A 15,767-nucleotide genomic window follows, 5' to 3' on the forward strand; every position below is an offset into this window, starting at 1 on the left:
CCTCCCTCGGGATCGGTCGTCGAGTTTACTCCGCGGCCGCCTTGGCATGCAGCTCCTCGAGGCGCTGTGCGCCCCAGTCCAGCTGCCGCTTGAGGTCGTCGATCGCTTCGTCGAGTTCCTCGCGCTGATGCACCATGTCGGCCAGGCGTTGCGTTGCCAGTTCATAGGTCCTGGCAAGCTGCGTCGCCTGCTGGTCGCCCACGTTATACAGGTCCAGAAGCTGCCGGATCTCCTCCAGGCTGAAACCGAAGCGCTTGCCGCGCAGGATCAGCTTCAGCCGGGCCCGGTCACGGCGCGTAAACAGCCGTTTGGTGCCCTGCCGGATCGGAAACAGCAGTTCCTTTGCTTCATAGAAACGCAATGTGCGCGGGGTCACATCGTAGGTGTCGCACATCTGGCGAATGGTCATCGTGGTTTCGTCGCTCATCTTTCTTCCTCTCCGCAGCTGCGGATTCTCATGCGACCCCGGCACTTGCGTTCCGGGACCTTCTTACATCCTGCTTTACGTTCGCGTAAGCTAAACGCTGCGTCATGAAATGGCGCCTTGCCACTGCCGGCAGAATCGCGGTGCGCCCTTTGCCCCAAGGGGTCGAAGCGCTTTGGCAATCGGGTTGAACGGGGCTTTGGGCATCGGATTATCGTTCTCCACGCTAGGTCAGGCTTGCGGCGGTCTCGTCGCGAACCTTCTTGAGATCGAGAATCGCTTCTTCCAGCTCGGCCTTCTGGCGGTTGAGTTCATCAAGCTTGCTGTCGGCAAGTTCGACCCAGGTCTCAAGCTGTGGGCGCACGCCCTCTTCTTCGTAGATCAGCAGCCATTGCCGCAATTCCTCGAGGCTGAATCCCCAGCGGCGTCCGCGCAGGATCAACGTCATCCGCGCAACCTCGCGCGGAGTGTACCAACGCGATCGGCCCTCCTTCTCGGGTTGGAGGAGTTCGATATATTCATAGTAGCGAAGGGTGCGCGGGGTTACGTCGAACTTCGCGCACATCTCTTTGAAGCTCAGGCGGGTGTCGGACACCTCGGTGCACTCCATCATTATCGTTGACGATAGGGTAAGCACGTCATGGACATTGTTCAATGCAGGAAAGCGGGAGTTTTTAGAAAAGCATATGCCGTTGGCGTCGTTGCAAGAAAACCGGCGAAAGACCGCCTGCGATCCCGGATCGCCCCGCGCGCGCGGCTGCGACAAGAAAGTGCTTGCGCAAACACTCGGCTGAGCGCATATGCGCCCTGACGCATAAGCATTCGGAGGAATCGATGCAGTCCTTTCTCACAGCTCTTGCCGACCCGGTCCGCCGCGCCGCGCTCAGGATTGTCTGGGATGGCGGCGAACACTGTGTTTGCGAGCTGATGGAGCGGCTCGACGCGACGCAGAGCCGGATGTCGCGCCATATGAAAACACTGAAGCTGGCCGGGATCATCACCGACCGCCGGGATGCGCAATGGGTCAAGTACCGGCGCCATCCCGATCTCGCCCCAGAGCTTGCCGCCGTGATCGACGCGGTTCTGGCGGCTGAAGCTCTCGCAGAAAGGGACGCGGCATGAGTGTCGAAACGCATCCCGGTCCGGCGCAAGGTCGACCGGACTGGAGCTGGCATGTGGGCGTGGTGGCAGCGTTGGTCGCGTGGTGGATGATCTATGGGCAGTTGATTCCGCTGTCCGAATGGCTGGTCTCCCGGCTCCCCGTGGAGCGGCACAGCCACACGGGCGAAGCACTGGCCTTCTTCTTCTATGACGTGCCCAAGGTCATGATGCTGCTGACGCTGATCGTCTTCGCCATGGGCGTCGTGCGCAGCTTCTTCAGCCCGGAAAAGACCCGCGCCCTGCTCTCGGGCAAACGCGAAGGCGTGGGCAATGTGATGTCCGCCGGGCTCGGCGTGCTGACACCCTTCTGTTCCTGCTCGGCGGTGCCGCTCTTCATAGGATTCGTCTCGGCAGGTGTGCCGTTGGGCGTCACTTTCTCCTTCCTGATCGCGGCGCCCATGGTCAACGAGGTGGCGCTGGTGCTGCTTGTCGGGCTGGTCGGCTGGCAGGTCGCGGCGACCTATCTCGTCTTTGGTCTCGGGATTGCCATCGTGGCGGGTTTCGTCATCGGCAAGCTGAACCTCGAGGGCTGGTTGCAGGACTGGGTGCGCGAAATCCATGCCGGGGCCTCGGCGATAGATGCACCGGAGGACGAAAAGCTCACCCTGGTCCACCGCTACCGGCTCGGGCTGGACGCGGTGCGCGAGATCTTCGGAAAGGTCTGGCTCTGGATCCTGCTCGGCATCGGCATGGGCGCATTGATCCACGGATATGTGCCCGAAGAGCTGATGGTGCGCATCATGGGCGCCGATGCCTGGTGGTCCGTCCCGGCGGCCGTTGTTCTGGGCATCCCCATGTATACCAACGCCGCCGGGGTCATCCCCATCGTCGAGGCGCTGCTCGGCAAGGGCGCAGCCCTCGGCACGGTGCTGGCCTTCATGATGAGCGTCATCGCGCTCTCTCTCCCCGAGATGATCATCCTGCGTCAGGTCCTGACCCTGCGCCTGATCGCCGTCTTCATCGGGGTTGTCGGCGGCGGCATCCTGCTGGTCGGCGTCCTGTTCAACCTTCTGTTCTGAGGAGAAGCGACATGAAATCCATCAAGGTCTACGGCCCTGGCTGCAAACGCTGCGAAACCACCGCGGAAATGGTCCACAACCGTGCCGCCGCACTTGGCGAGGAGGTCGAGGTCGAAAAGGTGACCGACCCGCGCGAGATTGCCATGGCGGGCGTCATGTCCACCCCAGGCATCAGCGTCGACGGCAAGCTGGTCCACGCCGGCGGGCTGCCCGATGAGGGCAAGCTGGATGGCTGGTTGAAAGGCTGACCTCAGAGCAAGGCGCGGCACGTGCGAAACCGGTCAGGCAGGCGGCGCACAGACTGTGTGACGGCTCAGAGGAACTGTGGTCCGGGGATGGTTGGCCCTTGCGCCTCGCGGCTTCGCGCCTGCGGCAGCATCCCGGAAACGACGAGTTCCGCCTCCTCTCCGGACAGCACGGTGTAACGCTGGTTGGTGTCGGTCCAGATCGCCTCCTCCAACGATTGCGGGCAGACCCGGCGCGCGGCCGCGCAATAGGCCAGCGCCTGGCCTTCGACGAAGATCATCTGGTCCTCTTCGAAGGAAACCGTCACGACGACGACGCGCCCGTCCGGCAGCCCCTTCTCCACGCCGGGAAGCACCGCGAGCGCAGCGGCTTGCACGGCCGCGAAAGGATCGTCCAGTATCTGTTCTGCCAAGTCACTCTCGACGATCATCGCCTGCGCTTCCGGCAGCAGGATCCGACGCTGATTGCCGACAAGCCCCACGGGCAGAGACAGCAACGGTTGCACCGCGTCATTCTCGCGGAGCGGGAAAAGCCGTCGGGTCACCCCGGTCACTTCCCGGGCTCCATCATCGAAGGTCACGACCTTGTCTCCGACGCAAATCTGTTCGACCGGAACCCAGCCTTCGATCGTCGCCACCATGGTTCCCGCGACGAGGCCGCTCGGCAGATCCGTTTTCGATGGCGCGGACTCCTCGAGCCTGCCGCCCATCCGCTTCGCCCTGATAGCCCAGTCCAACATCACGTCTTCCCTCTTGCCCAGTTGCGCCTGCATCGCTCCTCATCGTCGTTAACAAGACACAACCGAACGGACAGCAATTCGCCCGCAAAGTGACAACTTTGGGGCGAGCGGCCTCAAAATGGATCCAATGCGCCACCTACGCCCGGATCGTTTCCGGATTGGCGACCAAAACCGGCAAATCGGCGTGCATTCGAGCAATTTGGCTTCCTGATTCTGCCGCAATCGGCTTGACAACGCGCATGATTGTTCCCGCGCCCCGGCTCGGCTATCCTAACGGTCAAAGAGGCGGAGCAGGCCCATGACAGCGCTCACAAAATACAGCCGGCTGGAATGCCCTGGCGTCTGGCGCCCCTTGCCGGAGGAGCAACGCCAGGACGTGATCGTGTCCTTTGGCGACACGTCTCTGGTCATTGCCGATCGCAATGGCAGCGCCCTCAGTCACTGGTCGTTGGCCGCCGTCGTCCGGATCAATCGCGGCGAACAGCCGGCGCTCTACACGCCCTCAGCCGAGGGCAGCGAAACGCTGGAGATCGACGACGAGGCCATGGTCGAGGCGATCGAGACCGTGCGATCCGCGATCCTGCGATCCCGGCCGCGCGAGGGGCGGTTGCGGTTGGTATTGCTGAGCCTCAGCCTCGTCCTGCTGCTGGCCGCGGCCACGCTCTGGCTGCCCGGCGCCCTGACACGCCACACGCTTTCGGTTGTCCCCAAGGCCACGCGCACCGAAATCGGCACACAACTCTTCACAGCCATCGGCCGCGTCTCCGGCAGCCCTTGCCGCAGCCGCCGCGGGGATGCAGCGCTGGCCCGGTTGCATGCCCGCCTGCTGCCGCCGGGCAAGGGCGGCCTGCTGGTTCTGCCCGAGGGTATCCATTCCATCGTTTCACTGCCCGGTGGCCTCATGCTCCTCGACCGCGCGTTGGTGGAGGATCACGAAAGCCCCGATGTCGTTGCCGGGTACATCCTGGCCGAGAGCGAGCGACAAGCGAGGACCGATCCTCTGGAAGCGGTGCTGGAAACGGCGGGAATCGTGCCGACGCTGCGGCTTCTGACCACCGGCCACCTGAAGGACGAGACCCTGCGCGCCTATGCCGAGACCCTCACGGCCCGCGTTCCCGCAACCATCCCCGATGGCGCCTTGCTCGACCGCTTCGCCGCCGCCAATGTCGCCTCGACCCCCTATGCCTATGCGCTGGACCTGACCGGCGAGACCGTGCTGGGGCTGATCGAGGCGGACCCCATGCGGGCCGGTGGCAAGCGCAAGCCGGTGCTGGAGGACAGCGACTGGGTCGCACTTCAGGGGATCTGCGGGAACTAGCGCAGAGAGGCAAACGAGACCGGTCTCGCCGCCGACCCTTGACCGCCTGCTTCCGACGCCCTGCGCTTTCCTCTGCCCCGGGACTCCCTGCGTCCAGCATGTTCTCCAGAAAAGGAACGAGGCCCCGGCCCCGTCACACTTCGGGGCTCTTACGAAGCCGTGACGATAAAAATATACTATTTGAAAAAAAATCGATAATAATGCTATGCGTTGAGTCAGCGCACGCAAAGACGTGCCTGTGACAGTCTGGGAGGACACCATGAAATTTCGCAAGATGATCGCTGGCGGGCTTGCTGCCTGCACCCTGCTTTCAGCAACCGGGGCCGTGGCGGCCAATATCGAGGGCCCCAAGGTCTTCTGGAAAATATCGATGTGGGGCAACCCGCGGGCGCTTTCTGCCGGGATGGAAGAGATGGCAAAAAAGGCAGCCGAGGAGACGGATGGCAATTTCCAGATCAAGATCTTCTATGGCGGCCAGCTCAGCCAGGCGCGCGAGAACCTTGACGGACTCAAGCTGAATGCCTTTGAAGGCGCCGCGATCTGCAACTTCTATCACCCGGGCAAGAACCCCGCCTGGATGGTCTTCTCGCTGCCCTTCCTGCCGCTGGGCGATCCGGCGGTCGACAAGGAAGTGCGCTCGAAGCTGTTCGAACATCCCGCGATCGTCGCCGACATGGAGAAGTGGAACGCGGTTCCCTACGTCTCCGGCCTGCTGCCGCAATACGAGATCCTCGGCAAGGGCGACGCGCCTAACGAGCTGAGCGACTGGGAAGGCATGCGCGTGCGCGCAGGCGGCGGACTCGGCTCGGCGATGGAGAAGCTTGGCGCTGTTAAGCAGACGCTGCCCGCGGGCGAGACCTCGACCGCCTTCCAGCGCGGCGCGGTCGACGCGGCGGCCTTCCCCTACACCTATGCCCATGTCGCCTTCAAGATCAACGAGGAGGCCGACTGGTTCACCTCGAACCTCGCGCCGGGCACCTCGGAATGCGGCTGGATCTTCAACAAGACCGCCTATGACGCGCTGCCGCCGCAATATCAGGAGTTCCTGATGAGCCAGCGCGACATGGTCATGGATGTCACCCAGACCGCCTATGCCGAGCAGGACAAGAAGAACCTGCCCGAGTTCGAGGCCAATCTCACCAAGGTGACCTATTCCGAAGAGCAGCTGGCCGAGTTCCGCGAGAAGGCCGGCAAGCCGGTCTGGGACGCCTGGATTGCCGACAACCAGGACAAGTTCGACGCACAGGGTCTCTTCGACGCCGTTTGGCAATATGCCGAAGACGCCGCGAAGTAATTCGGGCCAGGGGCGCCGCGACCGCGTGGCGCCCCTCAACCAGCAGGAACAAGCATGTCGGACAGCACGGATTCAAACGGGGCGCTTGCGGGAGCCAGCCGGGCGCTGGAGCCGCTCGAGAATGCCGCCAACATGGTGGCGGCGGTGGCCATCCTCCTCCTGATGGTGCTGGGCGTGGCCCAGATCATCCTCAGGACCGCCTTCAACACGCCGATCACGGGCTATATCGACCTCGTCGAGCTTTCGATGGCCAGCATGGCCTTCCTCGGCGCAGCGTATTGCCAGCGACTTGGCGCGCATATCCGCATGGAACTGCTTGTCGGACGGGTCCGGGGCCGGAACCTCTGGGCGATGGAGGTCTTCGGCACGCTTGTCGCGATGTTCATCATCGGGGTGCTGATCTGGTACAGCGCCGGCCATTTCTGGCGCTCCTACACGCTAGGCGACACCACGATTGACGCCGAGTTTCCGGTCTGGCCGTCGAAGCTCATCGTGCCGATCGCCTTTACGATCTGGTGGCTGCGCCTGGCGCTCCAGCTTTTCGGCTACCTGCGTCTCTTCCTCGATCCGTCAAAAGCGAAGGTCGCCGTGGTCACCGTCAAGGACGTCGCGGAGCAGGCACAGGATGAAATCCACGAAGCCACAGGCGGCGTTTCGACCGATGATGGGGAGAGCCGGACATGATCCTTGGCATCGGTTTCGAGGACCCTTTCCTCGTCGGTCTGATCGCGCTTGCGGCACTCATGGGCCTGATCCTTGTCGGGGTGCGCGTGGTCTTCGCCGCGGCAACCGTTGGTCTGTTTGGTTTGATCGAACTGCTCGGCTGGGGGCCGGCGGCCGGGGTCGTCGGCACCATCCCGCATTCCAAATCCTCAACATACGCGCTCTCGGTACTGCCGATGTTCATCTTCATCGGCTTCCTGGCCTTCCATGCCGGCATGACCCAACAGCTCTTCGACGCGGCGCGCAAATGGGTCGGCTGGGTGCCCGGCGGGCTGGCGGTCGCGACGATCTTCGCCACCGCCGGGTTTGCCGCCGTCTCCGGCGCGTCCACGGCAACAGCCGCCGTCTTCTCCCGTGTCGCCATCCCGGAGATGCTGAAATACGGCTATGACCGGAAGATGGCCGCAGGCGTTGTCGCCGCGGGCGGCACGCTCGCCACGCTGATCCCGCCCTCGGCGATCATCGTGATCTACGCCATCATCGTCGAGGAATCTGTCGGCGCTCTGCTGCTGGCGGGCTTCCTGCCCGGCATCGTCTCGGCGCTGATCTATGCCGGCATCATCATCGTCTGGGCGATGATCAAACCCGAGCACGCCCCCGCCGTCACCGGTTATACCTGGGGCGACCGGATCAAGTCCCTACCGGGCGTCTCGCCGATCTTCGCCGTCGTCGCCATCATCATATCCGCCATCTATGCCGGCTGGGCCACCCCCACCGAAGCCGGCGCGCTCGGCGCTGCTGTGGTCTTTGGCATCGCTTTGCTGCGCGGCACTTCCTTCAGCGCGATCCGTGGCTCACTGATGGAATCGGCCAAGCTGACGGTGATGATCTTCTCGCTTATCTGGGGCGTGCTGATCTTCGTGCGATTCCTCGGCTTCTCCGGCCTGCCCGAAGCCTTCACGACCTGGATCGTTTCGCTCGATGTCCCGCCCATGGTCATCATGATCTGCATCCTGCTCGCCTATGCCGTGCTCGGCATGTTCATGGACGCCATCGGGATGCTGCTGCTGACCCTGCCGGTGGTCTACCCGGCCGTCACCGCGCTCGGCTTCGACTCGATCTGGTTCGGGATCATCGTCGTGAAGATGGCCGAGGTCTGCCTGATCACGCCGCCCATCGGTCTCAACTGCTTCGTCGTGAACGGCGTGCGCCCGGACATCGCCCTAACGGATGTATTCCGCGGTATCGCGCTCTTTTTCGTCGCCGATGTGATCACGATCGCGGTTCTTCTGGCTTTCCCGGAAATCGTCACCTGGTTGCCGGACCTGATGAGAAACTGAAGGAGTCCCCATGCGTCTGCAAGCAAGCCTGCCCCTCGAATCCGCATCCCGGATCGTCGACGAAGCCCTGAGGCGCGCCCGTGCCGAAGACATGCTGCCCATGACCGTTGTCGTGCTCGATTCCGGTGGCAAGATGATCGCGATGAAATGCGAAGATGGCTCGGGCCTCGTGCGCTTCGACGTGGCCTTCGGCAAGGCCTGGGGCGCGCTCGGCATGGGGATCTCCAGCCGGCTGATCCGCGACAGGCTCGCCGCCCGGCCGAGTTTTCAATCCGCCCTCGCGACGGCTTCCGACGGGCGCTTGATCCCGGTCCCCGGCGGTGTGCTGATCGAGGATGAGGCGGGCGTGACCATCGGAGCGGTCGGCATCAGCGGCGACACGTCCGAGAAGGACGAGTATTGCGCCATCAAGGCGATCAAGGCGGCGGGCTTCGTCTCGGAACCGGTCGAGCCCGATCCGGACTGGCGCGGCTCCGCCCTCTCCGATCAGCGCCCGTGAGGCAGGCGGACGACCTGATCGATAAAGCGGCGGGTCACCTGGAGGCGCGGCTTCTCAAGATCGTCGGAATCAAGGATCTGGATGCTCGGCTGTCCCTGAAGGGCAATCGGCAGGATCATGAAGCGGACGAAAGCCGTCTTCGGGGCGTCTGTGCTGGCATTTGCCCGAACTGGCGAATGCGCCGCCTCGAACCAGCTCTCCCCTGCGCGCATCCTGACCTCGTGGTCATCCGCCTTCAACGTGAGATCCCCCTGCAGCAGGTGCCGGATCCCCGGCCCGGGATGAACGTGGCGCCAGGCAACGGCGCCGGGCGGAAAGGTCACGGTGTCCAGGCGCAAAAGAACGCGTTCCTGTTCGATATCGACCTCGTCGCAGCGAAGCAGTGTCGCGGATTCGGGGGCCGCATCACTCAGGCTGAAGCGCAACCAGGTCGCCGGGCTGTCAACGGCGCGAATATGCTTGCGCCCCTGCAGGAACTCCGTACCGTCCGGCGCATCGGTCCCGTTTCCCTCGATGGACAGCCGACCCGTGACCGGCCAGATCGCCCCGAAAACGCCCGGCGCTTCCACGACCTGTCCCGCCTCGGCCGTCTCGCGTTGAAGGGACAGATGGAATTTCGGCATTCTCGGGGTCCTCGCTCAGGCATTGCGACATGAATAACACGACAAAATCTCGAATTGAAAGAATTTATCGATGTTTTTTTGAGCATCGCCCCATGAGCCTCACCCGGGCCCTGCCGCTTTGCACCCTCTCGATCACCTCGGGCACGGTGCTGCTGCATCTGGTCTCGGGCTGGGACCCACTCCTGCTGCTCTCCCGGATCGGCTTTGTCGGCATGTGCATTGCGGCGATGCCTCGCTTCGCGCTGCGGGAATGGGCGCTGGCGCTGCTCGCCTGCGGCTGCACCATCGCGCTCCTGCAACAGCCCAACGGCCGCCCGCAACTGCTCGCCACGCTCGATCTCGCGGTCTTCTTCGGCAGTTTCATCGCCCTACTCACGCTCCTTAAAGAAGCCGCCGAGCAATCCGACTCGGTGCGGAAAGTTGGTCGTTTCCTGACCAACCAGCCAAGCGGCCGACGCTATTATGCAACGGCCTTCGGTGGGCACGCGCTGTCGCTGGGGCTCAATTTCGCCGCCGTCAGCCTGATGGCGCCCCTGATCCAGAAGGGCGCCCAGGACTGCGCCGGCCGGATTGATCCCGACCTTGAACGCCGGCAGCTCTCGGCCTTGCTGCGCGGGTTTTCCTGGTTCGTGATCTGGGCGCCGACATCGCTGGCTCAAGCGGTTCTCCTCATGCTGTTCCCCGGCGTGAACTGGCCCAACCTGCTCGCTCTTGGGATTGGAACGGCCCTGATGATGATCCTGCTCGGACGCGCGCTCGACCGCTATGAATGGCGCAATGCCGAGCAATCGGCCCTCTCGGACCGACTGCCCCCTCCCCGACGTGCCCTCGCCGTGGTCACACTGGTTTGCGTGGCGTTGATCGGGGGGACGATCGTTCTTGCCGCGATTGCCGGCTTCACGATTGCACAGGCCCTGATGCTGGTGGCGCCGACGATCACGCTGCTCTGGTTCGTATGGCAAGCCGCGCCATTTGCCGAGGTCACGCCCTTGCAGCGCACAGTCGAGTTCGGCCGCGTCCTCGTTCGCGCCACGCCCTCCCTGTTGCGTTCGGCGGTCACGCTTGGCCTGTCAGGCTTCATAGGCCGCGCCGCCGCGCTGGTTCTGCCGACCGACCAGATCGCGCAATGGATCGATTTCTCCGCGCTCTCGCCCTGGCTCTTCCTCGCCGCGCTGCCCGTCCTCGTCACGCTCGGCGGACAGATCGCGCTCAGCCCGATCCTGCTCGTCGTGTTCTTCGGTGAACTGGTCTACCGGCTTCCCGAATTGCCGGCCGACCCGACGCTGATCGTCTATTCTCTCTCCTTCGGTTGGGCGCTCAGCATGTCGGCCTCGCCCAATGCAACCGCCACACTGCTGGTCTCCGCGATCTGCCGAATTCCACCGACCACCCTGACCTGGCGCTGGAATGGCCGCTATGCCCTTCTGTGTTATGCGGTTTTTCTTGCGCTCCTGGCCGTTCTGGTTTGACGCTGGAAAGCGACAGCTCCCACTCGGTCCAAAAAAATCGACAAAAAATTGCATAGTTAGATTTTATCGTTTAACATCCATCCTGCGAACACAGGGAGGAAACGATGTTCAAAGCAACCAAACAACTGGCTGCCGTGGCGGCCTTGGTGCTGACCGGAGCCACGGCCACGGCCGATGAACTTCGGATCGGGACGGCGAGCCTTGGCGGTGCGTTCTACCCCATGGGCCAGTCGATCTCGAACCTGGTCAACGAATATGCCGGCGACGGGATCTCGATGGTGCCAGTGGTGACCGGCGGATCTGTCCAGAATCCCCGGCTGATCGACAGCGGCGAGGTCGAGATTGCCATCACCAACAACAACCTCGCGGTCCTGGCCACCAAGGGTGTGGGCCCCTACAAGACTGGCCCCATCGAGATCGCCGCCGTCGCCGCACTGCATCCCAGCGTGCTGCACATGATCGTGCTGGACGGGTCCGACATCCAGACCATCGAGGACCTCAAGGGCAAGCGCGTCGCGGTCGGTCCGGCTGGCGGCGGCACGCTCGGCTTCATGAATTTCCTGCTGCCGCTGCATGACATGTCGCTGGAGGACATGACGCCGTCCTTCCTGTCCTATTCGGACGGGTTCAGCCAGCTGGCCGACGGCAATGTCGACGCCGCCTTCGCGCTGTCCGGTTATCCGGCCGGCGCCGCGATGCAGGCCGCCGCAGGCAACAAGCTGCGTTTCATCTCCTTCTCCAACGGGATGCTGGACAAGGCGCTCGAAGCGAACTCCGCCTTCCAGGCTGTGGAGATTCCGGCCGATGTCTATGGCACCGAGGCGCCGGGCACGGTGATCGGCGTGAACAACATGCTGATCGCGCCAAGCTCGATGGATGCGGATATTGTCGAGAAGATCACGGCTGCGATCTTCGATCATCTCGACGAGCTGAAAGCCGAAAACGCGAATGCCAAGCAGATCGACCCCGCTATGTCGACCCAGCTTGCGATCCCGCTGCATGAAGGCGCTGCGCGCTACTTCAACAAGTAAACCATGCCGCGCGGGCCGGCCCCATCCCGGCCCGCGCTACTTGCGTTTTTCACGGACAGGATGAACAGGATGCTTGCGGAAACCTGGTTGGGCCCGAAGGGTGGGCTCGTGCGACTGGTCGCCTTCGTCCTCGGGACCTACCACTTGCTGGTCGTCTCCGGGCTGCTGACGGTCTCGACCATGCCGATGCGGCTGACCCATGTCCTGCTTGCCTTCTGTCTGCTCTTTGCCACGCGCCCGCTGCTGGAGGGGATGGCCGGCAACCGCCTCAACAAGATGATCTCCGCCGCGCTGATCCTCGCCACGATCGGCGCCAGCGCCTGGATGCTGACCCGCTGGAAGCCCATCGCCTTCAGCGGCGGCATGACCGAACCGGGCGACTATTTCGCGGGTCTGATCATCATCGCGCTGGTCTTCGAGGCGGCGCGACGAGCCGTCGGAACGATCCTCGCCTGTATCGCGCTGCTCTTCTTCCTCTACCCGTTCCTCAGCCCCTATCTTCCCGGTGTGCTGAACGGCCGGGGGTACAGCCTTGAACGGATCGTGCTCTTCCTGACGACGGACACCGCCGGCGTCTACGGCATCCCGATCGGCGTGGCTGCGACCTATATCATCACCTTCACAATCTTCGGAGCGCTGTTGTCCCGCTTTGGTGCGGGCGACTTCTTCTTCGAGATTTCCGTACGGCTCACCCGTGGCCTGCGCGCGGCCAGCGCCAAATCCGCCGTGCTCTTCTCGACCCTGATCGGCATGGTCTCGGGCTCTGCGGCCGGAAATGTCGCCGTCACCGGCACCGTCACCATCCCGGTCATGAAACGCGATGGCTACGCGCCGCACCAGGCCGGCGCCATCGAGGCCGTCGCTTCGACCGGTGGGCAGCTCATGCCCCCGGTCATGGGCGCTGCCGCCTTCATCATGGCCGAGATCGTCGGCGTGCCCTACACGAAGGTTATGCTGACAGCGCTCCTGCCCGCGCTCCTCTTCTTCGGCTCTGCCTTCATCGTGGTCCACCTCCAGGGGGTCAAGAACGGTATCGAGCCCAAAACCGAGGATAGAAGCGACCCGCGCACAATGGCCCGTGTCCTGCTTGACGGGTTGCCCTTCATCGGCGCTTTCGCGACGCTGATCACGCTCATGCTGGTGGGATATTCCCCCTTCAAGGCCTCACTCTGGGGCATGGTCGCGCTGCTGGGTGTCGACCTGCTCGTGAAGCGCCGCGTCGATCGGGAGTGGCTGGGCAAGATCACCGGCGGGATCACCGATGGCGGCCTCGGGGTAATCACCATTTCCGCCGCCTGCGCCGCCGCCGGCATCATTGCGGGCACGCTCGGGATCACCGGGCTCGGCTCCAAGATCGCTATCCTCATCGACGCCGCGTCCCATGGCAGCCTTCTGCTGGCGCTGCTCTTCACCATGGTCACTTCGATCATCCTCGGCATGGGGCTGCCGACGACGGCGGCCTACCTGATCCTCGCGACCGTCGTCGCGCCCGCCCTCGTGAAGATGGGCGTGCCGGCGCTGACGGCGCATTTCTTCGTCTTCTATTACGGCTGCATCTCGACCATCACGCCGCCGGTGGCGCTGGCCGCCTATGTTGCCGGCGGCATCGCCGGGGCAAATATCAACAAGGTCGGCTGGACCGCTGCGGCCTATGCGACCACGAGCTTCGTGCTGCCCTTCGCTTTCTGTTTCGCGCCCGGGCTGCTGCTTCAGGGCAGCGCCGTCGAGAACATCCTGGCGGTGTTCACCAGCGCGGCGGGCATCTTCGCCATCGCCGTCGGGGTTGTCGGCTGCCTGCGCGCCCGGCTCGACCCGCTGCATCGCCTCGTCGCTCTGATCGCCGGGCTGTGCTTGTTGTTCCAGGGGCTCGCGAGCGGCCTCATCGGCGCCCTTCTGCTGGCCGGGCTGATGCTCCATGGCCGGATGACGGCGCCCAGACCCACCTGACACTCAAAGGAGACCCCTATGCACCGCGAATTCCGTAGGGTCGTGACCGGCCATGACGCGACCGGCAAGGCCATCATCGAATCCGACAAGACCGCCTTTCACTATCTCGAACGCCCCAACCGTCCCGGCGTCCGGCTGACCAATTTCTGGCTCTCCGGGGAGACACCCGCCGAATATGACGGCGCGACGGAGACCTGCGAAGGCCCCTTCATCCTGCACCCGCCTGCGAATGGCAGCGTTTTCCGCTGCGTCGAGTTCCTGCCGGAAGATCGGGAGGTGCTGGCGACGCTGGACGGACAGGCTGCCTTTGCCGAGATGGGCGCCGGGGCCAATATCGTCGAGGACGCGCGTCACCCCTTCATGCACCGGACGGATTCGCTCGACTACGCGGTGGTCCTGTCCGGCGAGATCATGATGCTGATGGATGACGAAGCGGATGACGTGCATCTGAAGGCGGGCGACGTCATCGTGCAGCGCGGGACCAACCACGCCTGGTCGAACCGCTTCTCCGAGCCCTGCGTAATAGCTTTCATCCTGATCGACGGCGTTACCCGATCCGACGCGCCGGAACCGCACCGCAAGGGCATCCCCCAGCGCTAGCTTCCGCGCGCACGGCCAGCCCCAAAACGAAGAAACTTCCCAAGGCCGGAGACGTGCCATGACCCTTCTCGCCGATCTTCTCTCGACCGTTTTCGACCGGCGCTATCGCCGCGACTCCGTCACACCATTTGACGGAAGACCCCTCGCGGAGTTGACCGATGCCCTGGTCGGAACCGAAGGCGAGATTTCGGGGCTTGCTCTGGCCGACGAGATCCTGACCCGGTTCGAGGCCCTTGGAGATGCCGAGAAGCTCGCTTTCCTTGGGGATATCGCGACCCGGATGAACATTGATCCGGAGCGGGTGCGCAGTTGCCTGGAGAACTATGAGCGCAGCCCGTCGCGCGCGAGCTACCGGGCTTTCGCGACCGCAGCCGAACCGGCCCGCCAGGAGCTGGTGCGACGCCTGAATCGCAAACCGGGCGCCACGGCGGCGCTCGTGCGGATGCGCGCCGACCTGATCCGGCTGGGCGGGAACAACCCCGAATTGCAGGCGCTCGATCTCGATTTCCGCCATCTCTTCGCGTCCTGGTTCAATCGCGGCTTTCTCGTGCTGCGCCCGATCAACTGGGAAAGCCCGGCCCACATCCTCGACCGGATCATCGCCTATGAGGCGGTCCATGCCATTCACAGCTGGGACGACCTGCGCCGCCGACTCGAACCTGACGACCGGCGTTGTTTTGCCTTCTTCCACCCGGCCATGCCGGACGAGCCGTTGATCTTCGTCGAGGTGGCACTCACCCGCGGCATCCCGGGCTCGGTGCAGGGGCTCCTGACGGAGGAGCGCGAGGCGCTGGCCGGGCAGGACGCCGATACGGCCGTCTTCTACTCGATCTCGAACTGCCAGGCCGGACTGGCCGGGATCTCCTTCGGCAACTCGCTCATCAAGCAGGTCGCCGCCGATCTCGCGACCGAGTTTCCCGGGTTGAAGACCTTCGTAACCTTGTCGCCGATCCCCGGCCTGACCCGCTGGCTCGACAGCAATGACATCCCCTGGGAGGACGCGTCCCCCGAGCGGATGCAGGCCCTGGCCGCGCATTACCTGCTGAACGCCCGAACCAGCCGCGGCCTGCCCCGGGATCCCGTTGCCCGGTTCCATCTCGGCAACGGCGCCATCATCCACGCCGTTCACGCCGAAGCCGACATTTCGACCAAGGGTTTCGCCCAGTCCGGCGGCGCGATGGTGAACTACCTCTACGACCTGAAACAGGCTGCCCAGAATCACGAACGCTTCGTCAGCACATCCGAAGTCGTCGCGACATCGAAGGTCCGATCGCTGGCGACGACGGTGACACCGGTATCGTCAGCTGAGAGCTAACGGCCGAGACGCGGCAGCTGGCACGGCATTCCGGGCGCGCTGGATCCATCAGGCACTTTGAAAAAAGGACCGGGCCACC

At 63.9% G+C, this 15,767-nt stretch carries 17 protein-coding genes; 13 read left to right on the forward strand and 4 right to left on the reverse strand.

All coding sequences use genetic code 11. The features are described 5' to 3' along the window. Positions 1 to 25: 25 nt before the first annotated feature. Both R3X27_RS05775 and R3X27_RS05780 read right to left on the reverse strand, forming a co-directional pair. A complete protein-coding gene (locus R3X27_RS05775; protein WP_317707880.1) occupies positions 26 to 427 on the reverse strand; it encodes a MerR family DNA-binding transcriptional regulator in 402 nt (133 codons plus the stop codon). Between the two features lie 223 nt (positions 428 to 650). Beyond that, positions 651 to 1,019, reverse strand: coding sequence for a MerR family DNA-binding transcriptional regulator (locus R3X27_RS05780; protein WP_317707881.1), 369 nt, complete (start codon positions 1,017 to 1,019; stop codon positions 651 to 653). Between the two features lie 239 nt (positions 1,020 to 1,258). Between R3X27_RS05780 and R3X27_RS05785 the strand changes: the two genes are divergently transcribed. Genes R3X27_RS05785 through R3X27_RS05795 form a run of 3 tightly spaced genes read left to right on the forward strand, consistent with a single transcriptional unit; the run spans position 1,259 to position 2,852 of the window. Beyond that, positions 1,259 to 1,546, forward strand: a complete 288-nt coding sequence (locus R3X27_RS05785; protein WP_317707882.1) for a metalloregulator ArsR/SmtB family transcription factor — start codon at positions 1,259 to 1,261, stop codon at positions 1,544 to 1,546. Beyond that, positions 1,543 to 2,604: a permease gene (locus tag R3X27_RS05790; RefSeq protein WP_317707883.1), complete on the forward strand. Its 1,062-nt coding sequence runs from the start codon at positions 1,543 to 1,545 to the stop codon at positions 2,602 to 2,604. The genes R3X27_RS05785 and R3X27_RS05790 overlap by 4 nt, the downstream gene beginning before the upstream one ends. Positions 2,605 to 2,615: 11 nt before the next feature. Next, entirely contained in the window at positions 2,616 to 2,852 is a 237-nt protein-coding gene (locus R3X27_RS05795) for a thioredoxin family protein (RefSeq protein ID WP_317707884.1), read from the forward strand. Between the two features lie 65 nt (positions 2,853 to 2,917). Here R3X27_RS05795 and R3X27_RS05800 read toward each other — a convergent pair whose 3' ends face one another. Beyond that, positions 2,918 to 3,622 carry a Hint domain-containing protein gene (locus R3X27_RS05800; RefSeq protein ID WP_317707885.1) on the reverse strand — a complete coding sequence of 235 codons (705 nt, stop codon included), beginning with the start codon at positions 3,620 to 3,622 and terminating at the stop codon, positions 2,918 to 2,920. A 265-nt stretch (positions 3,623 to 3,887) separates the two neighbouring features. Here R3X27_RS05800 and R3X27_RS05805 point away from each other — a divergent pair, with 265 nt between their 5' ends. The 5 genes from R3X27_RS05805 to R3X27_RS05825 all read left to right on the forward strand — a co-directional run bounded on the left by R3X27_RS05805 (position 3,888) and on the right by R3X27_RS05825 (position 8,703). Further along, complete coding sequence (locus R3X27_RS05805) at positions 3,888 to 4,907, forward strand: hypothetical protein (protein ID WP_317707886.1); 1,020 nt, start codon at positions 3,888 to 3,890, stop codon at positions 4,905 to 4,907. A gap of 259 nt (positions 4,908 to 5,166) precedes the next feature. Then, positions 5,167 to 6,201: a C4-dicarboxylate ABC transporter substrate-binding protein gene (locus R3X27_RS05810; protein ID WP_317707887.1), complete on the forward strand. Its 1,035-nt coding sequence runs from the start codon at positions 5,167 to 5,169 to the stop codon at positions 6,199 to 6,201. Between the two features lie 54 nt (positions 6,202 to 6,255). Further along, entirely contained in the window at positions 6,256 to 6,885 is a 630-nt protein-coding gene (locus R3X27_RS05815) for a TRAP transporter small permease (RefSeq protein WP_317707888.1), read from the forward strand. Beyond that, on the forward strand, positions 6,882 to 8,204 hold the full coding sequence (locus tag R3X27_RS05820) for a TRAP transporter large permease (protein ID WP_317707889.1): 1,323 nt from the start codon (positions 6,882 to 6,884) through the stop codon (positions 8,202 to 8,204). Before R3X27_RS05815 ends, R3X27_RS05820 begins: the two co-directional genes overlap by 4 nt. A gap of 10 nt (positions 8,205 to 8,214) precedes the next feature. Further along, positions 8,215 to 8,703, forward strand: a complete 489-nt coding sequence (locus R3X27_RS05825; protein ID WP_317707890.1) for a heme-binding protein — start codon at positions 8,215 to 8,217, stop codon at positions 8,701 to 8,703. Here R3X27_RS05825 and R3X27_RS05830 read toward each other — a convergent pair. Beyond that, the gene (locus R3X27_RS05830; RefSeq protein ID WP_317707891.1) at positions 8,691 to 9,326 is read right to left on the reverse strand and encodes a cupin domain-containing protein; all 636 of its coding nucleotides are present in this window, start codon (positions 9,324 to 9,326) and stop codon (positions 8,691 to 8,693) included. The two genes, R3X27_RS05825 and R3X27_RS05830, sit on opposite strands and share 13 nt — an antisense overlap. A 92-nt stretch (positions 9,327 to 9,418) precedes the next feature. On the opposite strand from R3X27_RS05830, the gene R3X27_RS05835 reads away from it, so the two are divergent. The 5 genes from R3X27_RS05835 to R3X27_RS05855 all read left to right on the forward strand — a co-directional run bounded on the left by R3X27_RS05835 (position 9,419) and on the right by R3X27_RS05855 (position 15,688). Continuing rightward, positions 9,419 to 10,795, forward strand: coding sequence for a hypothetical protein (locus tag R3X27_RS05835; protein ID WP_317707892.1), 1,377 nt, complete (start codon positions 9,419 to 9,421; stop codon positions 10,793 to 10,795). Positions 10,796 to 10,899: 104 nt separating this feature from the next. Continuing rightward, on the forward strand, positions 10,900 to 11,826 hold the full coding sequence (locus R3X27_RS05840) for a TAXI family TRAP transporter solute-binding subunit (RefSeq protein WP_317707893.1): 927 nt from the start codon (positions 10,900 to 10,902) through the stop codon (positions 11,824 to 11,826). Positions 11,827 to 11,895: 69 nt separating this feature from the next. Continuing rightward, positions 11,896 to 13,773 carry a TRAP transporter fused permease subunit gene (locus R3X27_RS05845; RefSeq protein WP_317707894.1) on the forward strand — a complete coding sequence of 626 codons (1,878 nt, stop codon included), beginning with the start codon at positions 11,896 to 11,898 and terminating at the stop codon, positions 13,771 to 13,773. A gap of 18 nt (positions 13,774 to 13,791) precedes the next feature. Continuing rightward, entirely contained in the window at positions 13,792 to 14,373 is a 582-nt protein-coding gene (locus R3X27_RS05850) for a cupin domain-containing protein (RefSeq protein WP_317707895.1), read from the forward strand. Between the two features lie 58 nt (positions 14,374 to 14,431). Next, complete coding sequence (locus tag R3X27_RS05855; protein WP_317707896.1) at positions 14,432 to 15,688, forward strand: malonyl-CoA decarboxylase; 1,257 nt, start codon at positions 14,432 to 14,434, stop codon at positions 15,686 to 15,688. Positions 15,689 to 15,767 lie beyond the last annotated feature (79 nt).

The organism is Tropicimonas sp. TH_r6 (assembly GCF_033101155.1).
Lineage (GTDB): Bacteria > Pseudomonadota > Alphaproteobacteria > Rhodobacterales > Rhodobacteraceae > Tropicimonas.